15 protein-coding genes and 1 pseudogene are annotated in these 16,053 nt (G+C 71.3%); 13 read left to right on the top strand and 3 right to left on the bottom strand.

The window, feature by feature from the left end:
- Window positions 1-151: 151 nt before the first annotated feature.
- Window positions 152-967, top strand: coding sequence for an SDR family oxidoreductase (locus tag AWX74_RS33720; RefSeq protein ID WP_091284928.1), 816 nt, complete (start codon window positions 152-154; stop codon window positions 965-967).
- 87 nt (window positions 968-1,054) lie between these two features.
- On the opposite strand, the gene AWX74_RS33725 is transcribed toward AWX74_RS33720, so the two are convergent.
- The gene (locus AWX74_RS33725; protein WP_006540014.1) at window positions 1,055-1,474 is read right to left on the bottom strand and encodes a hypothetical protein; all 420 of its coding nucleotides are present in this window, start codon (window positions 1,472-1,474) and stop codon (window positions 1,055-1,057) included.
- Between the two features lie 377 nt (window positions 1,475-1,851).
- Between AWX74_RS33725 and AWX74_RS33730 the strand changes: the two genes are divergently transcribed.
- Complete coding sequence (locus AWX74_RS33730; protein ID WP_091284973.1) at window positions 1,852-2,613, top strand: SDR family NAD(P)-dependent oxidoreductase; 762 nt, start codon at window positions 1,852-1,854, stop codon at window positions 2,611-2,613.
- A 431-nt stretch (window positions 2,614-3,044) separates the two neighbouring features.
- On the opposite strand, the gene AWX74_RS33735 is transcribed toward AWX74_RS33730, so the two are convergent.
- Window positions 3,045-3,926, bottom strand: coding sequence for a TIGR03854 family LLM class F420-dependent oxidoreductase (locus AWX74_RS33735; RefSeq protein WP_091284931.1), 882 nt, complete (start codon window positions 3,924-3,926; stop codon window positions 3,045-3,047).
- Window positions 3,927-4,169: 243 nt separating this feature from the next.
- Here AWX74_RS33735 and AWX74_RS40390 point away from each other — a divergent pair, with 243 nt between their 5' ends.
- The 11 genes from AWX74_RS40390 to AWX74_RS33785 all read left to right on the top strand — a co-directional run bounded on the left by AWX74_RS40390 (window position 4,170) and on the right by AWX74_RS33785 (window position 15,616).
- Window positions 4,170-4,346, top strand: a complete 177-nt coding sequence (locus tag AWX74_RS40390) for a hypothetical protein (RefSeq protein ID WP_165615902.1) — start codon at window positions 4,170-4,172, stop codon at window positions 4,344-4,346.
- Window positions 4,343-4,822, top strand: a complete 480-nt coding sequence (locus AWX74_RS33740) for a hypothetical protein (RefSeq protein WP_091284934.1) — start codon at window positions 4,343-4,345, stop codon at window positions 4,820-4,822. The genes AWX74_RS40390 and AWX74_RS33740 overlap by 4 nt, the downstream gene beginning before the upstream one ends.
- A 120-nt stretch (window positions 4,823-4,942) precedes the next feature.
- On the top strand, window positions 4,943-7,015 hold the full coding sequence (locus tag AWX74_RS33745; RefSeq protein WP_091284937.1) for a hypothetical protein: 2,073 nt from the start codon (window positions 4,943-4,945) through the stop codon (window positions 7,013-7,015).
- A gap of 174 nt (window positions 7,016-7,189) precedes the next feature.
- Entirely contained in the window at window positions 7,190-9,316 is a 2,127-nt protein-coding gene (locus tag AWX74_RS33750) for a serine/threonine-protein kinase (RefSeq protein ID WP_091284940.1), read from the top strand.
- Window positions 9,317-9,423: 107 nt separating this feature from the next.
- The gene (locus AWX74_RS33755) at window positions 9,424-10,194 is read left to right on the top strand and encodes a class I SAM-dependent methyltransferase (protein ID WP_054568571.1); all 771 of its coding nucleotides are present in this window, start codon (window positions 9,424-9,426) and stop codon (window positions 10,192-10,194) included.
- Window positions 10,195-10,374: 180 nt separating this feature from the next.
- A complete protein-coding gene (locus AWX74_RS33760) occupies window positions 10,375-11,205 on the top strand; it encodes a DnaJ domain-containing protein (RefSeq protein ID WP_226932356.1) in 831 nt (276 codons plus the stop codon).
- Between the two features lie 369 nt (window positions 11,206-11,574).
- Window positions 11,575-12,135 carry an OmpA family protein gene (locus AWX74_RS33765; protein WP_006540004.1) on the top strand — a complete coding sequence of 187 codons (561 nt, stop codon included), beginning with the start codon at window positions 11,575-11,577 and terminating at the stop codon, window positions 12,133-12,135.
- A gap of 5 nt (window positions 12,136-12,140) precedes the next feature.
- A complete protein-coding gene (locus AWX74_RS33770; RefSeq protein ID WP_091284943.1) occupies window positions 12,141-12,992 on the top strand; it encodes a hypothetical protein in 852 nt (283 codons plus the stop codon).
- Complete coding sequence (locus tag AWX74_RS41745; RefSeq protein WP_226931089.1) at window positions 12,979-13,782, top strand: hypothetical protein; 804 nt, start codon at window positions 12,979-12,981, stop codon at window positions 13,780-13,782. Before AWX74_RS33770 ends, AWX74_RS41745 begins: the two co-directional genes overlap by 14 nt.
- Before the next feature lie 186 nt (window positions 13,783-13,968).
- Window positions 13,969-15,048 carry a hypothetical protein gene (locus AWX74_RS33780; RefSeq protein ID WP_006540001.1) on the top strand — a complete coding sequence of 360 codons (1,080 nt, stop codon included), beginning with the start codon at window positions 13,969-13,971 and terminating at the stop codon, window positions 15,046-15,048.
- A 202-nt stretch (window positions 15,049-15,250) separates the two neighbouring features.
- Window positions 15,251-15,616, top strand: coding sequence for a DUF2203 domain-containing protein (locus tag AWX74_RS33785; protein ID WP_006540000.1), 366 nt, complete (start codon window positions 15,251-15,253; stop codon window positions 15,614-15,616).
- 220 nt (window positions 15,617-15,836) lie between these two features.
- Here AWX74_RS33785 and AWX74_RS40395 read toward each other — a convergent pair.
- A pseudogene (locus AWX74_RS40395) lies at window positions 15,837-16,053 on the bottom strand (IS110 family transposase); the annotation flags it as partial.

Genomic DNA, 16,053 nt, shown 5'->3' on the forward strand with positions numbered 1-16,053 from the left:
GCCGGGGTCGGGCTCCGAGAGAGGATGAAGCCGACCGAGGCGCCGACCGAGACGAGCCGCTGGTGGCCTGGCCCGGCCTCGGCCCGACCGCCGGGCCCCCGCCGGACAGGACGGCCGGACCAGGAGCAGGAGCAGGAGCAGGAGGAACACGATGACGCTGTCGGAGCGGTCAGGGCCCAGGGCAGGCCGCGGCGTGGCTGTCGTGACCGGCGGGAGCAGAGGGATCGGGGCGGCGTCCGCCCGGCTGCTCGCAAGATCCGGGTGGACGGTCTGCCTCACCTATCGCAAGGAAAAGGACGCCGCAGCGGAGGTCGTCCGGGCCTGTGACGCCGCGACGCGCGCGTTCCACGCCGAGCACGGCCTGCCCGGGACGCCGACCGGAGCGATCGCCGTCGCCGCGGACGTCGAGGACCCGGCGAGCATCCCCGCGGTGTTCACCGCCGCGGACAGTCTCGGCCAGCTCACCGTCCTGGTGAACAACGCCGGGGTCACCGACCGCGCCGCCCGGGTGGACGAGATGACGGTCGACCGGTTGACCCGCATGTTCACCATCAACACGATCTCGGTGATCGTGTGCGCCGGCGAGGCCGTGCGCCGGATGTCGACCCGGCACGGCGGGCCGGGCGGGTCGATCGTCAACATCTCCTCGGCGGCGTCCCGGCTGGGCAGCCCAGGGGTGTACGTCGACTACGCCGCCAGCAAGGGCGCGGTCGACACGTTCACGATCGGTCTGGCCCGGGAGGTCGCGGGCGAGAAGGTGCGGGTGAACGCGGTCCGGCCAGGGATCATTCTCACCGACATCCACGCGACCACCGGGGACCCTGACCGACCGGCGCAGGCGGCGAGCAGCATCCCGGCCGGCCGGCCCGGCACCGCCGACGAGGTCGCCGACGCCGTCGCATGGCTGTGCTCGGACGGTGCCTCCTACACCACCGGCGCGATCGTGGACGTCTCCGGCGGACGCTGAGCCGTCTGCCGGAGAGCTCGCCCGGCCTCCGGACGGGAACCGGTGGCGGGCCGGCTCAGCCCACCAGCCCGCCAGCACCAGCCCCCGTCAACGCCCGGAGGGCGGCCGGAACATCACGAGCGCGGTCGGGTTACGCCGGGCGTAGCGCATCGCGGCACGTTCACACGAGCCGCTGACCCACTCCAGGGTCCACTCGACGTTGACGAGGCTGACGACGTCCGCGACCCGCTGCTGGAACTCGTCGTCGACCTCCTGCTCGGCGTTGCGGGAGGCGTACGCGACGCCTTCCATCCCGAACGCCCCGTACATGCCCGTGGACCAGCGGGCCCACCGCGACCACCGGTCACGCACGGCCACGACGACCAGCCGGGAACCCATCCGTGCCGCGAGCTCCGCCGCCAGCAGGACATCGGCGAGATCTCCGGCGTCTCCGGCGCGAAGGCCCACGATCACATGACTGCCCGACGTCGTCCGCGTGGCGAGTCGACGTCCTTCCGCCTGCTCCACGGCTCCTCCTCCACCGACGCCTACTCGGCCGCCAACTCGACCAAGAATGATGGCCAGATTGTGATGTGTGACGTCACAAAGGGGAAGTGGCAAGCAGGATCCTTTTTCCTCCGACCGCCCCCTGGGGTGCGCGACACCGCTGTTCGGCGTAGCCGGCTGGCCGCTTGGTCCACTCGCACCATGAGGCCGGTTTCCGTCCCGGGATTCTGCCCGCCCCGGCGGCCTGTACTCGGATCGGTCGCGGGTGGTACACGAATCAGTCGCGCGTGGGCGGCGCGGACGCCGAGAATCGGTGGCTCCACGGAGTGGCCCAGCCACCCGACGAAGTGCCGTTCACGCTGCGGGCCAGCTCCGAACACCGGAAGCGAGGAACTGACATGTCAGTGCTGGACAGATTCCGTCTTGACGGCAAGGTCGCCGTGCTCACCGGTGCTTCCTCGGGCCTCGGGGTCGGATTCGCCCGTGGCCTCGCCGAGGCCGGTGCCGACCTCGCCCTCGGCGCGCGGCGCACGGACCGACTGGCAGCCACCGCGGCGCTGGTGGAGAAGGAAGGTCGCCGGGCCGTCTGCGTCGGTACGGACGTCGCCGACCCCGCCGCCTGTCAACGTCTCGTGGACGAGGCGATGACCACCTTTGGGCGGGTTGACATCCTGGTCAACAACGCAGGTCTGGGTTGGGCGGCCCCGGCGACGCGGGAGACTCCGGAGCAGTTCCGTTCCGTCATCGACGTCAACCTCAACGGCTGCTACTGGATGGCTCAGGCCGCCGGCCGGGTCATGCAGCCCGGCAGCAGCATCGTGAACATCTCCAGCGTGCTCGGCCTCAAGAGCGGCGGGCTCCCCCAGGCCGCCTACTCGGCCAGCAAGGCCGGCCTGATCGGCCTGACCCGCGACCTGGCCCAGCAGTGGACCGCGCGGCGTGGGATCCGGGTCAACGCCCTGGCGCCCGGCTTCTTCAGGACGGAGATGACCGACCTCTACCAGCCCGGATATGTGGAGGAGCGGGAGTCACGCATCCTCGCGGGGCGGTTCGGCGAGGTCGAGGAGCTGACCGCCGCGCTGGTCTTCCTCGCCTCCGACGCCGGCAGCTACGTCACCGGCCAGACGCTCGTCGTCGACGGCGGAATCACCGTCATCTGACCGGCGAGCGACCGGCGAGCGCGGCCACCGCTCCCGAGCAGGACCGAGCAGGATCTGAGGATCTTGCTCGCCCCAGACCCAGACCCCAGACCACCGAGCCTGCAGCAGAATCCTGAGACGCGGCGGATCCGGGCCGCCGGTCGGGGCTTGACGGAGCCACGCCGACGGAACGCGAACCCCACCCCCGCACGGCCACCAGTCGAGGATCCCGCACCGACACGCAGCACTGACAGTTCACCTCAAGAGGGGCAAAAGGGGCGCAGGCTCGCCTGGCGACCCGCAAGAAGTGAGGATTTCGGTCGTTGACACGACCAAAATCATTCACTCTTGCGACTCGCCAAGCCGGGCCATCGGCCGATCTTCGAGCTGCTTCGCTGCCTCGCTGCCTCGAGCCGGGCAGCCGGGCAGCCGGCTCTGGCCACCCGGATGGGTCAGGTCTGCAGCGGCCCCAGCTCGCGGACGAAGCCGTCGAGGAACTCCGGCCAGCCGGCCGGCCCGATCGCCGGGTAGATGACGAACTTGCTCACCCCGGCCGCCACATACCTCGCGATGAGATCCCGCGCCGCGGCCCAGCCCAGCGGCACGAGCTCGGCCGGGTCGCTGTCGGGCCGCCGAGCCCGCAGCGCCTCCACGGTCGACGCCGACAGCTCGCCGAACGCGACGCGCAGGCTGAGCCCGAAGTGCTCGGGGTCGATCTCCCGGCCCGCCGCCGCGGCCGCGGCGTTGATCGCCGAGATACCGGCGGCGGCCTCCGCCGGATCGATCAGGCTGGCCAGCCATCCGTCGCCGAGGCGGCCGATGCGACGCAGGGCCGCCGGTGCCGCACCGCCGAGCCAGATGTCGAGTGGGCGGGGCGGGCGGTCACCGATACCGAGATCGGTGACGTCGAAGAACTCACCGTGGAAGGTCACGGACTCCTCGACCAGCAGCCGCCGCACCAGCAGCAGCGCCTCGTCGAACACCGCCCCCCGCCGCCCGGCGGGCACCGGGAACGCGGACCTGTCGGCGGCCCGGGCGGGGCCGAGCCCCAGCACGGGCAGAACCCGCCGCGGAGCCAGCGCTGCCATCGTGGCGAGCTGCTTGGCGAGCAGCACGGGATTGCGCCCGGGAAGCACCGCGACGCTGGTTCCCACCTTGAGAGTGCTGGTGCGTCCCAGCGCGTAGGCCATGCCCGCGAGCGGGTCGACAGCGACGGTGGAGAGCTGCTCGGACAGCCAGAGCGAGTCCAGGCCGAGCTTCTCCATCGCATCGACACGCTCGGCGAACTCCCCGCCGGACACCGAGGCGAAGCCGATCCCGATACGGATCTTCATACAAGCACCTTATGGCGGACCCCGCGCACAGGACGGCCAGCCGGCCCACGGGCAGCCACGGCGAACGGGTCAAAGTGAACGAGTCAACGTGAACCGGGTCAAGGCGAGCCGGGCAGACGAGCGGGGCAGGACGGCCGAGCCGGACAGGACGGACGGGTGGCCGACCACTCCCCGCGAGGACTGGCCCCGCTTGGGCAAATCGGGGCATTGACCCCACCGAGGCGGCCCGGGACCGTTCCATGAATGGGCGACGTCGGCAAGCCAGAACGCATCGTCGAGGACGAACCGATCGGATTTCCAGACGAGGAGCCGCTGACGGCTCCCGTGCACGTCCCGGCCCGGCCCGAACCCGCCGAACCAGCTCAGCCAGCCGAACCCGTCGAACCCGTCGAGCCCGCGGTCGAGCCGGCGCCCGCGTGAGCCTGCTCGGGTGGCGCCAGTGGGCCGTGGACGGCGACGGCCTGCTGCGCCCCGCCTGGACCCCGTGGTCACCGTTCCCCACAGGCCTGCTGCTATGGCGCCCCGACGGCCTGACCGAGGCGTGTTGCCTGCGCACCGAGACGGGCCGGCAGGCTCCACACGAGCGGACACCGGCCGATGACTGCGTGTGCGGCCTCTACGCCTGGCGCAACTCCGCACTGCTCGCGGCGGCCCGCCGGCCACGGTGGACGAGGTACCCCTGCGTGGTCGGCGTGGCCCGGCTGGGCGGTCGCGTGATCATCGCGGAGCGCGGTTACCGCGCCGAGCGCGGGTACCCCGTCGCGGTCTTCGATCCGCGCGGCCGGGTTTCTCCGCGTTACTCGGTCGCGCGCTATCGCAGGTGGTCGGCACTCGTCGCCGAATGGGACGAACAGGGCGACCAGCCGCCTCCGCATCGGACCCACAGTAAGCATTAGGGTCTATTCCACGTACATCGGATGGATCAGGGCGCATAGCGCCTCAGGTGTAGACATGCCGCTTCAGCCGCAGATCGGCCCGCGATCGGCTACGTCCGTCCGTGCTGAGGGGGGAACGGTGTGGCAACCTGCGCGGATCCGGCGTCCCAGGCCGTCCGGCCGGCCGCTCCTCCCGCCGGCCCCGCCGGGACGGATGGGACGGATGGAACGGCTGGGACGGGCGGGCCCGGCGAGGCCGGCAGCCCTCTGACATCCGCGGCCGGTCCAAGCCGGGCCCTGCACCGGGTTCCCAGATCGCTCGCCGTTCTCGCCGGGTACCTCGCGCTCGCGGTCCTGATCTTCCGGGCGGCGTGGGCGGAGCCCGGCGGCGTGCTCTACGGCGAGAGCGACTCGGTGCTTTTCGCGTGGTATCTCGGCTGGATCCCGCACGCACTCACGTCCGGCCTGGACCCGTTCGTCACGTCCCATCTGAATGCTCCCACCGGCACCAACATCCTCTGGAGCACGCCCGTTCCGCTCCTCGGGCTGCTCGTCGCGCCGGTGACCGCGCTGTTCGGCCCGGTCGTCTCCCTCAACCTTCTGCTGACACTGGCACCGGCGCTGTCGGCGTTCACGCTGTTCCGGGTGCTGCTGCGCTGGCTGTCCGCGCCGGCCGCCGCGCTGGCCGGCCTGCTCTACGGGTTCGGGCCGTACATGATCGGCGAGTCCTACGGCCATCTGCACCTCACCTTCGCGGTCTTCCCACCGCTGCTGCTCGCGCTGCTCGACGACCTGGTGGTGCGGGGGCGCCCGCCGGTCCGCACGGGAGCCCTGCTCGGGCTCGCGGTCGCCGCCCAGGCCCTGATCTCCGAGGAGATCTTGGCGACGTCGGCCCTGATGGGCGGAGCGGGCCTGGTCATCGCGGCGCTCCTGCACCACGACGTCGCATGGGCCCGCGCCGGGGCGCTCGCGCGCGGCCTGGTTGTCTGCGCGGCCGTCGCCGCGACGCTGCTGCTGTGGCCGCTGGCCGTCCAGTTCCTGGGCCCGCTTCGGGTCCACGGCAACATCCAGCCACACAACGTCGCCGTGTCGGACCTGCTGACCTTCGTCACGCCGACCCCCGCCCAGCTTGTCGCACCCGACATCGCGCTGCGGCACAGCGCGCGGTTCACCGGCAACGCGGTGGAGGTGACCGGCTACCTCGGCCTCCCGCTGGTTCTCGTTGCGGCTGCCGTGGCCATCCGGCTACGGCGTGATCCTCTTGTGGCCCTGTTCGCTCCACTTGCGGTGGTGACGGCGGTGCTCTCCCTCGGCGGCCACCTGCACGTGGACGGCCGGATCACCGGCATTCCACTGCCCTGGCTCGCCCTGGAAGACGCGCCGGTCATCAACAGCGCGCTTCCGTCCCGCTTCGCGCTCTATCTGATGATGTTCGTCGGGATCGTCGTCGCGACCGGCCTGCACCGGGCCGCCACGGCTACACGCCCCGGCGCCCGGCAGCCAGGGTCCGCGCCACACGCCCTGCACGCCCCGCATACTCGGCACGCCCCGCACACACAGCGCACTCCGCATACACAGCTCGCCCCGCACACACAGCGCACCCCGCGCCATCGCGCCCCCCGGCGAGGCACCGCCGGTCAGGAAACCTCGTGGCGAGGGGCCGGCCGACCGGGAACGATCAGCGCGGCTCTCGCCGGCCGCACCGGCCGCACCAGGCTCGTCATGGCCGTCCTGGCCGCCGTGACCGTCGTGGTGCCGCTGCTGCCACGCGCCCACGTGACGACGGCCGCGGTCACGCCCGCCTTCTTCACCGGTGCCGCGGTGGAGGCCGTTCCCGAAGGCGCGACGGCGCTCGTGCTGCCCTACCCCTATCCGTCCCGGACCGAGGCCATGCTGTGGCAGGCCGAGGCGCACTACCGCTTCCGCCTGCCCGGCTGCTACTGCACCATCCCGGGCCCGGACGGCCGCGCCGTGTTCAACGCGTGGACGGACCCCTTGAACAGCGCCCTGGTGGCCGTCGAGCAGGGCCGGGCGGACGCCGACGCCGCGCTCGCGGATCCCGCCGTGCGCAGCACGTTCGCCCAACTCGCGCCGGAGGCGGTCATCCTGGGGCCGACGCCGCGGCGCGCCGAGCTGTCCAGGCTGATGACCGGCATCGTGGGCACACCGCCGAAGCAGGTCGACGGTGTGGAGTTGTGGCTTCTGCGCGGCTGATCCGGCGGAGGACCGACGGAGATTGCGCCTTTCATCGTCGGCTCCAACCTGCGGTGGCCTGACCGCGCATCGTGAGATGGAAAAGCTCGCTGTCGGCGATCCGTCCTCGGTGTCCCGTTGCCAACAGTCGCCTGAGATGCTGGCCACGGTGATGTGTGGGGCCGAGGGGGTCAGGTGGCAGTCGGTCCGGAACGTGCACGGTTCGTCGCGGGACGCTACCGGCTTGTCGCACGGCTCGGAGCAGGCGCGATGGGGACGGTCTGGCGTGCCTTCGACGAGGTCCTGGAGACCGAGGTCGCGCTCAAGGAGATGGAGTTCGCCGGCGGTGTGCCGAGCGACGAGCGGGCCGAACGGGTGGAACGCGCGATGCGCGAAGCCCGGCACGCCGCCAAGCTGCGCGGCCACCCACATGTGGTGACCATCCTGGACGTCGTCCTGGAGAACGGCCTGCCGTGGATCGTCATGGAGCTGGTGCCGTCGCGGTCGCTGTTCGAGATGGTGCGTGACTCCGGGCCGCTGCCGGTGCCGGCGGTCGCCCAGATCGGCGTCGCCGTCATCGACGCGCTGCTCGCCGCCCGCGACCGCGGAATCGTGCACCGCGACGTGAAGCCGTCCAACATCCTCATCGGCACGGACGGACGGGTGGTGCTCACCGACTTCGGTATCGCAACCGGCGACGGCGATCCGACACTGACCGTGACCGGAGTGCTCGGCACGCCGCTGTACATGGCGCCGGAACGACTGAACAACTCTCCGGCCACGTTCGAAGCCGATCTGTTCAGTCTGGGCGGAACACTGTATTTCGCCGTCGAGGGCCATCCCCCGTTCGAGCGGGAGAGCTTCGGCGCCATGTTGACGTCCGTACTGCTCCATCCGCCGACACCCATGCGACTCGCCGGTCCGCTGGCGGGCGTCCTGACCGGCCTGTTGGAGAAGGAACCACAGCGGCGGCTCCCGGCCGGCGCGGCCCGGTCGATGCTCGGCGAGCTCGCCGACGCGAGGCCGGCCATGGAGGCGACCGGCACGATCGCGCTAGGCGCTCTGTCGGGCGGCGTCGGCTCCCGGACCGGGACAGCCGTCCTCGGCGGTGCCGGCCAGTCGGCACCGGCTCCGGCACCGACCCCGGCGGCGGCGGACGAGCCTGGGCAGCCAGGTGGCGGCGGTTCCGTGGTCCGCGTGGACGGTCTGGGCTGGCGCGCCCGAGCCGACGACACCCCGGCGTCACGGCTCCCACCGACGCTGCCGGATCCGGACGCGCCCACCACCCTCGCGCGCCCCGCTTCACGGCCTGCCGCCCCTGCCGACAGCTCCGCTCCACGGCCCACCGGCAGCCCCAGCACGGCCGGCAGACCCGGCACGGCCAGCAGCCCCAGCACGGACGCCAGACCCAGCCCGGCCGATGGAGCGCCACCGCCGCCGGCCGAAGTGACCGTCGTCGAACAGGACGGCGCCTTGCTGATCGCCTGGACGGCCTCGCCCGGCGCCGAGAGCTATCGGGTGGTGCGCGTGGTCGCCGCCCCCGAGGCCGACAGCGGCCGCCGGGAGCGCAGCCTCGGGATCACCTCCGCTACGGAGCTGTTCGACGCGGGCGTCCCCAAGGGCGTCCAGGTCTGGCACGAGGTGGTCGCGGTCGGCCCGCGCAGCGCGGGCGCGGCCAGGTCCGCGGCGGCCCGTAGCCCGGTGCGGACGGTGCTTCCCCCGGTCACCGCCCTGCGCGCCGACATGACCGACGACGCGGTGGCCCTCTCGTGGCGTCTGATGCCCGGTCACGACGAGGTGATCATCGAACGGACCCACGACGAGACGTCGTCCGTCCGGGGTGCGATGCGCCGCTACCGCGGTTTCAAGGGCAGCTTCGTGGACAGCGACGTGCAGGCCGGCGCCGTCTACCGGTACCGCGTCTGGGTCGCCGCCGGCGAGGAGTCGGACGGGCTGCGGCCCGAGACCTTCACCGAGGTCGCCGCCAAGGTCATCGCCCGGCCGCGCGCGGTCGTGGACCTGGAGGCCCGCGACACCCTCGGCGGAACGGTGCTGCGCTGGACGACGGTGCCCGGCTGCGTCGTCCGGGTGTACGCCACACAGGCGCCGCAGCAGGCCGGCCTGGTGGGTACCGGCCCGTTCGGTCCGGCTGACCGCGAGGTCGGCCTGGACTCCCTGAAGGGCCGCGCCAGGGAGGTCGGTGAGAGCCGGCGGGGACGCCTGGTCGACCGCGAGGGCAGCGGCACCGTCGTCTACACCCCGGTGAGCATCGTGGAGAACCGCGCGGTGATCGGCACCGCGGTCACCCACACCTGCGCCTGACCGCGGCTGGCGCCTGACCGCAGCCGGCGGCGGCCCTGCTCCGGCCGGGTGGTGCGACCATTGCCGCCGTGACCATTCCGACCGACCCCTCCTACGGCTACACCGAGATGGACTCGGAGGACGCCAGGGCCGCCAGCCGGCACTACTGGGACAACGAGGCCCCCGCCTACTACGCCGAGCACGGCGAGTTCCTCGGCGACGTCGACTTCTGCTGGTGCCCGGAGGGACTTCGCGAGTCCGACGTACGGCTGCTGGGCGACGTCTCCGGCCGGGTCGTGCTGGAGATCGGCTGCGGCGGGGCCCAGTGCGCGCGGTGGCTGGCCACCCAGGGCGCGACCGTGATCGCCACCGACCTCTCCGCGGGCCAGCTGGCCCAGGCACGCCGGCTGAACGAAGACACCGGAGTGCCGGTTCCGCTCGTCCAGGCGGACGCGATCACTCTCCCGGTCCGCTCGGAGAGCATCGACATCGCCTGTTCGGCGTTCGGCGCCGTCCCGTTCGTCGCCGACAGCCTGGCGCTGATGCGGGAGGCCGCCCGGGTTCTGCGGCCGGGAGGCCGGTGGATCTTCTCCACCACCCACCCCTTCGTGTGGTGTCTGCCGGATGCCCCCGACGCTAACGGGCTAGTCGTCTTCCACAGTTACTTCGATCGTCGCGCGTATACGGAGCATTCCGCCGCAGGTGAACCGCTCTATATAGAGGCACACCGGACGATGGGCGACCGGATCCGGGAGATCGTTGCCGCTGGCCTGGTACTAGTCGATGTCATCGAGCCGGAATGGCCTGAGGGGCACGACCAGGTGTGGGGCCAGTGGGGCCCCCTTCGAGGGCAGTTCGTTCCCTCCACATCGATCTTCGTCACGGCCAAGCCGCACTGACGGCGACCGACCTTCGGGCTATCCGTGGCGTCGCTCACCGCGACTGGGACGGGCCGATCCGCGAGATCCGGCCTACGGTGGGGTTCAGGTCGACGCGACGCCCCAATGCACGGGCGCCGGGAGGTGATCGCCATGCGTGATACGCCAAAAAGCCAGTCGGCCCAGTACTTGCGGGCCTCGATGTACGAGGTGCTCGGGATCGCACCAACGGCTTCGGACGAGGAAGTCCACGCTGCCTATCGCCGCGTGGTGAAACGCGCTCATCCGGATGCCGGCGGATCCCAACGTGCATTCCTTCGGGTAAACGCGGCATATCGGGTGCTTTCTGATCCCGGTATGCGGCGTGCCCATGATCTGTGGCTCGCCCACCTGCTCGACGCCTACGACGAGCCGGGCCGTTCCGGTGGCAACCGTTCGCCGCAGGGACGGGGCGCGCCCGGCGAACGGACCGGTTCCGGCGGGCGGGCGGGCTCGGCAGCCCCGGATCCGTCCGGGCGCTCGGGCCGGCCGGATGCCACGGCCCCGGGCCAGGCCCAGGCCGGCGGATCGGGCGCTCCGGCGCCGGGCGCGGGCTCACCCGACGCCTGGGCCGGAGCCGCTGGGGCCGCCGGGGCGAGCTCAGGGTCACGCGGGGCCGGCTCAGGGCCCTTCGGCGGCGCCGACGGCACCCTGGGCGGCCAGGAGAACCTGGACGAGCCCGAACACCGGGGCGCCACCAGCGGGCGGCGACGCTCGCGCCGACGCGCGCAGTCGGCGGACAGCACGGTCTGGCAGTCGGACCAGCCCGACATCTGGGCCGCCTGGTCGGACGACGAGGCGACGGCCTGGAGCCCGAGCCGGCGGGCACGGCACCGGTACCTGATCTCGATGGCACTGTGCCTGACCCTGTTCGTGCTGGCCGGCGCGGTTGTCCGGCTCTACTCCATTCCGGTGGCGCTGGGCATGACCGCGGCCGCGATGATCATTCCGCCGTTGGCGGTCTTCGCGGTCAACACGTCTCGACGTCGCTGATCCCTGACGTCGCTGACCCTTACGTCGCTGGTCCCGACGTCGCACGGCCCCGGAGCCGGTGAGGTGCCCACCTCGCCGGCTCCGGGCCGTGTTCCGCACCGGCATGGCTGGGCATCACGCCGCGAGTGCCCGACTGCTCGAGTATCCGAGTGCCCGAAACATGACAGAACACCACGAACCGGAAAGCCCAACTTTCTCGAGCTCACCTCAGCACCCGGCGGCACCGACCTTCGATTAGCCCCACCGCGCTCCCATGAAGTCAACACAAAACGGTCTCGCCCCACTGTTGACACAACACCCAAGCCTGGGTGAAGCGGCGCTAATCGACACGGTTATGGTTGGCGCCGCACTCGCTGTTGGGGGCCGACCGTGTATCTCGCGCTTCGCACCGCCGGACGCGCCGCGTCCGCAGGACGCCGGCTACCCGGGCTCGCGGTATGCGCACCGTTCGCGCTGGCTGCTCTGCTCGGGCTAACCGCAGCTTGCTCCAACGACGCCGCCGCGTCCACCTTCACCCCCGCCCCGCATGCCACCAGAGTGCCGCCGACGGTGTCCGCGGACCCGCTCCCGCCGCTGAGCAGCTTCATCACCCAGGCCGACGGAAGCCGGGTCTCGACGGTCAGCGCCGACTACCTGTTCGACGCCGACAGCGACGTCCTGCGCCCCGAGGCGGCCACGGCGCTCGCCGGCATCGTGCCCCAGATCCGCGAGCACGACGGGAAGGTCCAGGTCGTCGGCTACAGCGACGGCCTGGGTTCCACGGAGCACAACCTGGAGCTCTCCCGGGAGCGCGCGGTCGCCGTCCAGACCTACCTCACGAGTCAGGACATCCCCGCGGCCATGCTCGAGGTCGTCGCCAAGGGCGAGGCGGGCGCCGCCGACAACGTTGCCGACGCCAGCCGGCGCCGGGTCGAGATCGTGCTGAGGTGACCGGGATGACCCGCCTGCGCTTCTCCCGGCCGCGAGGCTCCTCCCGGCTACCGGGCTCGCCCCGGCTGCGGGCGACCAGCCTGCTCGCCGCGGCGCTGCTCGCCGCGCCCGCGCTGGCCGGCTGCCAGACGATGGACACGATGCTCGGCAAGAAGGCCGACGGCCCCATCGACTGCACCAGCTACCAGGACGACCCGCCCAGGAGCGACGCCCCGCTGCTGCTGATCTATCTGGATATCTCGGACAACTCAGCGGAGAGCGCGTCCCGGATCTCCGAGAACCTGCGCCCCTACTTCGAAGGGGCGCTGCGGGAGGGCCAGTACATCCGCCTGCTCGCGAGCGGCGGCGGAGACGCGGGCCTGACCAGCTCGGACTGCCTCGACGGCGGAGCGCTCTTCAAGATCGACCGGAACAACGACACCCGCGAGGAGAAGGACCGCAACGCCGCGGTGGACGCCCTCACCGAGGAGGTCGACCACATCGTCCAGAGCGAACGGGTCAGCCCCACCGGCAGCGTCACCAAGCTGCTGTCCGGGACGAACGACGAGATCGCCACGCTGCGCGCCGCACCGGGCGCCAGGATCGGCGCGGTGACCGTCGTGGTCTGGACCGACCTGCTGGGCTCCGGCGAGGCCTCCGACTGCCTCAACGTCGACGGCAAGAAGGCGTCGGTGCAGATCGCGGAGGCGATGGTGCGGCGCTGCTTCTCCCCCGAGGCCCAGCAGCTGACCCCCATCACCGATGGCAAGGTCCGCTTCATCGGGGTGAACGCCGGCCCCGCGACCAAACCACAACAGGACATCGCCCGCTATCTCAAGGGTGAGCTGTGCCGACGGATCAGCAGTGACTGCGGCTGACACCGGGCCGGCCACCGGCCCGACCGCTCGGACGGCGGCGACCGTGCCGGGCGGAGCCGCCTTCTCCACCGGGATCACCTCCACCGGGATCGCCTCGACGGGGCCGCTTCCGGCCGGCGCCGCGTTCGTCGCCGGAACCACCACCGGACCGCTCCCGGCCGGCGCCGCGTTCACCGCCGGTATCAGGTCCTCCCGCGCCGCCGCCCCTGGAACCGGAACCACGGCCGGGAACGCAGGGAACGCAGGAAACACGTCCACCGTCGCTGCCACCGCCGGAACAGCCACCACCGCGAGGAGGCGACCGATGGGCGTCCTGTTCGAGCCCGAGGAACAGCACTTCAGCCCGGCCCTGATGCGGTCGACGGTGGTCATCCTGACCTGCGTCGTCCTGCTCGCGGTCCTGGAGGTATGGGTCTGGGTGACCCTGTCGTCGCCGTTCGCCCGGGTCTCCGTGACCGGCTCGATGATTGTCACCGCGGTGAGCTTCTTCATCGCCGGCAACACCTTCCGCCTGCGCGACATCCGCCGCCGGGTCGGCAACCGGGCCCGCGCCGGGCGGATCGCGCCCATTGACGCGCTCTCCACCCTGCCGCCCCGGGAGACCATCGCCCGCCGTTTCATGCTCGGCGCTATCGGCGCCGTCGTCGGGGTGGGCACGCTGGTGCTGACGATGATTTTCGCCGGCGATGAGACGGAGGGCGCCCGAGAGGCCATGGTCGCCTCCGTTCTCGGCATCGTCTGCGCCATGCTCTGCTTCGTGGGAGGGACCTTTGCCCGCCCCATCGACTGAGCCTTTCTCGTCGTCGGCCCGGACTCGCCGCACGCCTGACCGTGGACCGTGAGGCGGAAAAGGCCCACCGAGCCTTCTCCGCCTGACTTCTGATTTCTTTTCTGATTTCTGCGGCCGACCGGAACTGGGAGGCCGTCCAGCCCACCGAGGCCGTCCGCACGAAGACACGGAAAGAGAGACCCTCAGGTGCTGCGCAGGGGAAATCGGCCAGGACGTCTCGCCAAGAAGCTCATCCGGCAGGTGGGGGACGCCGATATCGCGCTGGCGGGGGCCGAGACGCGGCCGAAGGTTCTCAAGAGCCTGGAAGAGGCCGAGGTCCAGGAGGTCCGAGCGGCCGTCCGCGCGGACGCGAGAACCCTTGAGGAACTGATCGCCGAGCTTCGGATGGAGATCGACTCGCGGGCGGAACGCCGTGAGCGGCGAACCGAGCTGATCAGGAACCGGGTCGAGCAGGGCCGGCTCTGGCGCACCGTCGGCATCCAGGAGCGCATTCCCCTGATGCCGTTCGCCCCGCTGATCCGGACCCTGGTCCTCACCGTGCTCGCCTCCCTCGACTTCTTCGTCTTCGCCGAGGCCTACGGTGTGCTCACCGACGCCGCGGACTACGGCGTCAGCTGGTTCCTGGGCGGCATCCTGGGCATCGCGGTCTTCATCGCCGGCATGGTGCTCGCCCATGCGATCAAGGGTGCGATCCTGGCCCGTGCCCAGGTCCAGCTACTCAAGGCCGCGGACGCCGGCACCGTGAAGGTGGATGCCGAGACCCGCGAGCAGCTCGTCACCACCCAGTCCTCGGCACTGGCACTCGCCCTGACCTCGATCGTCTTCCTGCTGCTGTCGATCGCGGGAATCATGGTCCGAATCCAGGGCGCGGCGACCGACGGCAGCGACGGGCCCGCGATCCTGTTCACCGCGCTGATCCCGTTCGTGGCGGTCGTCGTCGAGCTGTCCCTGCACGACCCGACCGAGCGGGACGAGCCAATGCCCAACTTCGTCGACCGGCGGCTGGAGCGGCGCCTCGCGAAGGCGGAGCGACGGCTGCGGATCGTCGCGGCGCAGGTCGAGGCGAAGGTGGCGAAAATCGAGAAGCTGTACCGGGTCGAGGAGGCGATCCTCGACGTCGAGCAGCGGGACATGGGGCTTCGGCACACCACGGACCTCGTGCTCGGCGGTGGGCACCAGATTCCCGCCGTGGCCACGAACGGCCGCTCCACCGAGGCCGACAGGGAACACCTGGAGAAGACGCTGAAGATGGCGCGCCGCGCCTGAATCCGGCGGATCGGCGGGCATCCGCCCTTTCGCCACGGGGCCGGCACGAGGGACCACAACGAACCACGAGGGACCACGGTGGGCCGCGGCGAACCACGGGAAGCTCTATGACCGGCGCCACCGCCCGCAACCCCCGGACGCGCCTGCCGGTCAGTGCCCCGAACCGGCTCGGCGCCAGCCGCGACGTGATGGACTTGGCTACGTGGACCAGATCTTCTCCGTTGACGAGGCCCGTGCCCTGATGCCCGAAATCCACGAACGCGCCGCCGAATTCGTGGCGCGTCGGGCTGATCTCACGGAGCTCAGCGCGGCCCTCTCCGAAGGCGCGTCATCGCCGAAGGGCGGCCTCGCCGAGATGAAGGCCCTGCAGGCCTGGCTGTCCGAAGCGCTGGCCTGGTTTCCAGCCCACGGCATCCAGGTCAAGGGGGCCGCTCCGCTCCTGATCGACTTCCCTTCTGTCCTCGACGGCGAGAGCGTGCTCCTCTGCTGGATCGAGGGCGAGCCCGAGCTCGCCTGGTACCACCGGGCCGACCTCGGTTTCGCGGCCCGGCGCCGCCTCCCGGACTAGGCCCCAGGGTCCGCCTGGCGACCCACCGAGGATCTCGCACCGCTACACAACGCCATCAGTTCCTACCGATAGACACAGACGGCGCCTGACAATCCGCAAGAAGTGCGGATCTCGGTTGTCGCAGCAGCCAGAATCCTCACTTCTGACACGAAAAACTGACGTGAGCTGCGGGTCGGGGCTTGATCGGCTGGTTGTGGCGGGTTGGGTGGGCTGGGTCCGGTCAGGCGGGGTCGAAGCGGATGGTGAGGCCGAGGGCGTTCGCTTCGCGGATCATGCGTCGCATCGCGCGTTGCGGGTTCTTCCTCGTGTGGTAGTCGGCGCCGAGGTCCTTGTGTCCGGTCCTGTCGTGCAGGACATGCCAGATCGCGACGGTGAGCTTGTGCATGACAGCGACCAGGGCCCGCTGCTTCCCCCGGCGGGTGGCGATCCGCCGGTAG

The sequence above is a fragment of the Parafrankia irregularis genome (genome assembly GCF_001536285.1).
In the GTDB taxonomy this organism is placed as follows: Bacteria; Actinomycetota; Actinomycetes; order Frankiales; family Frankiaceae; genus Parafrankia; species Parafrankia irregularis.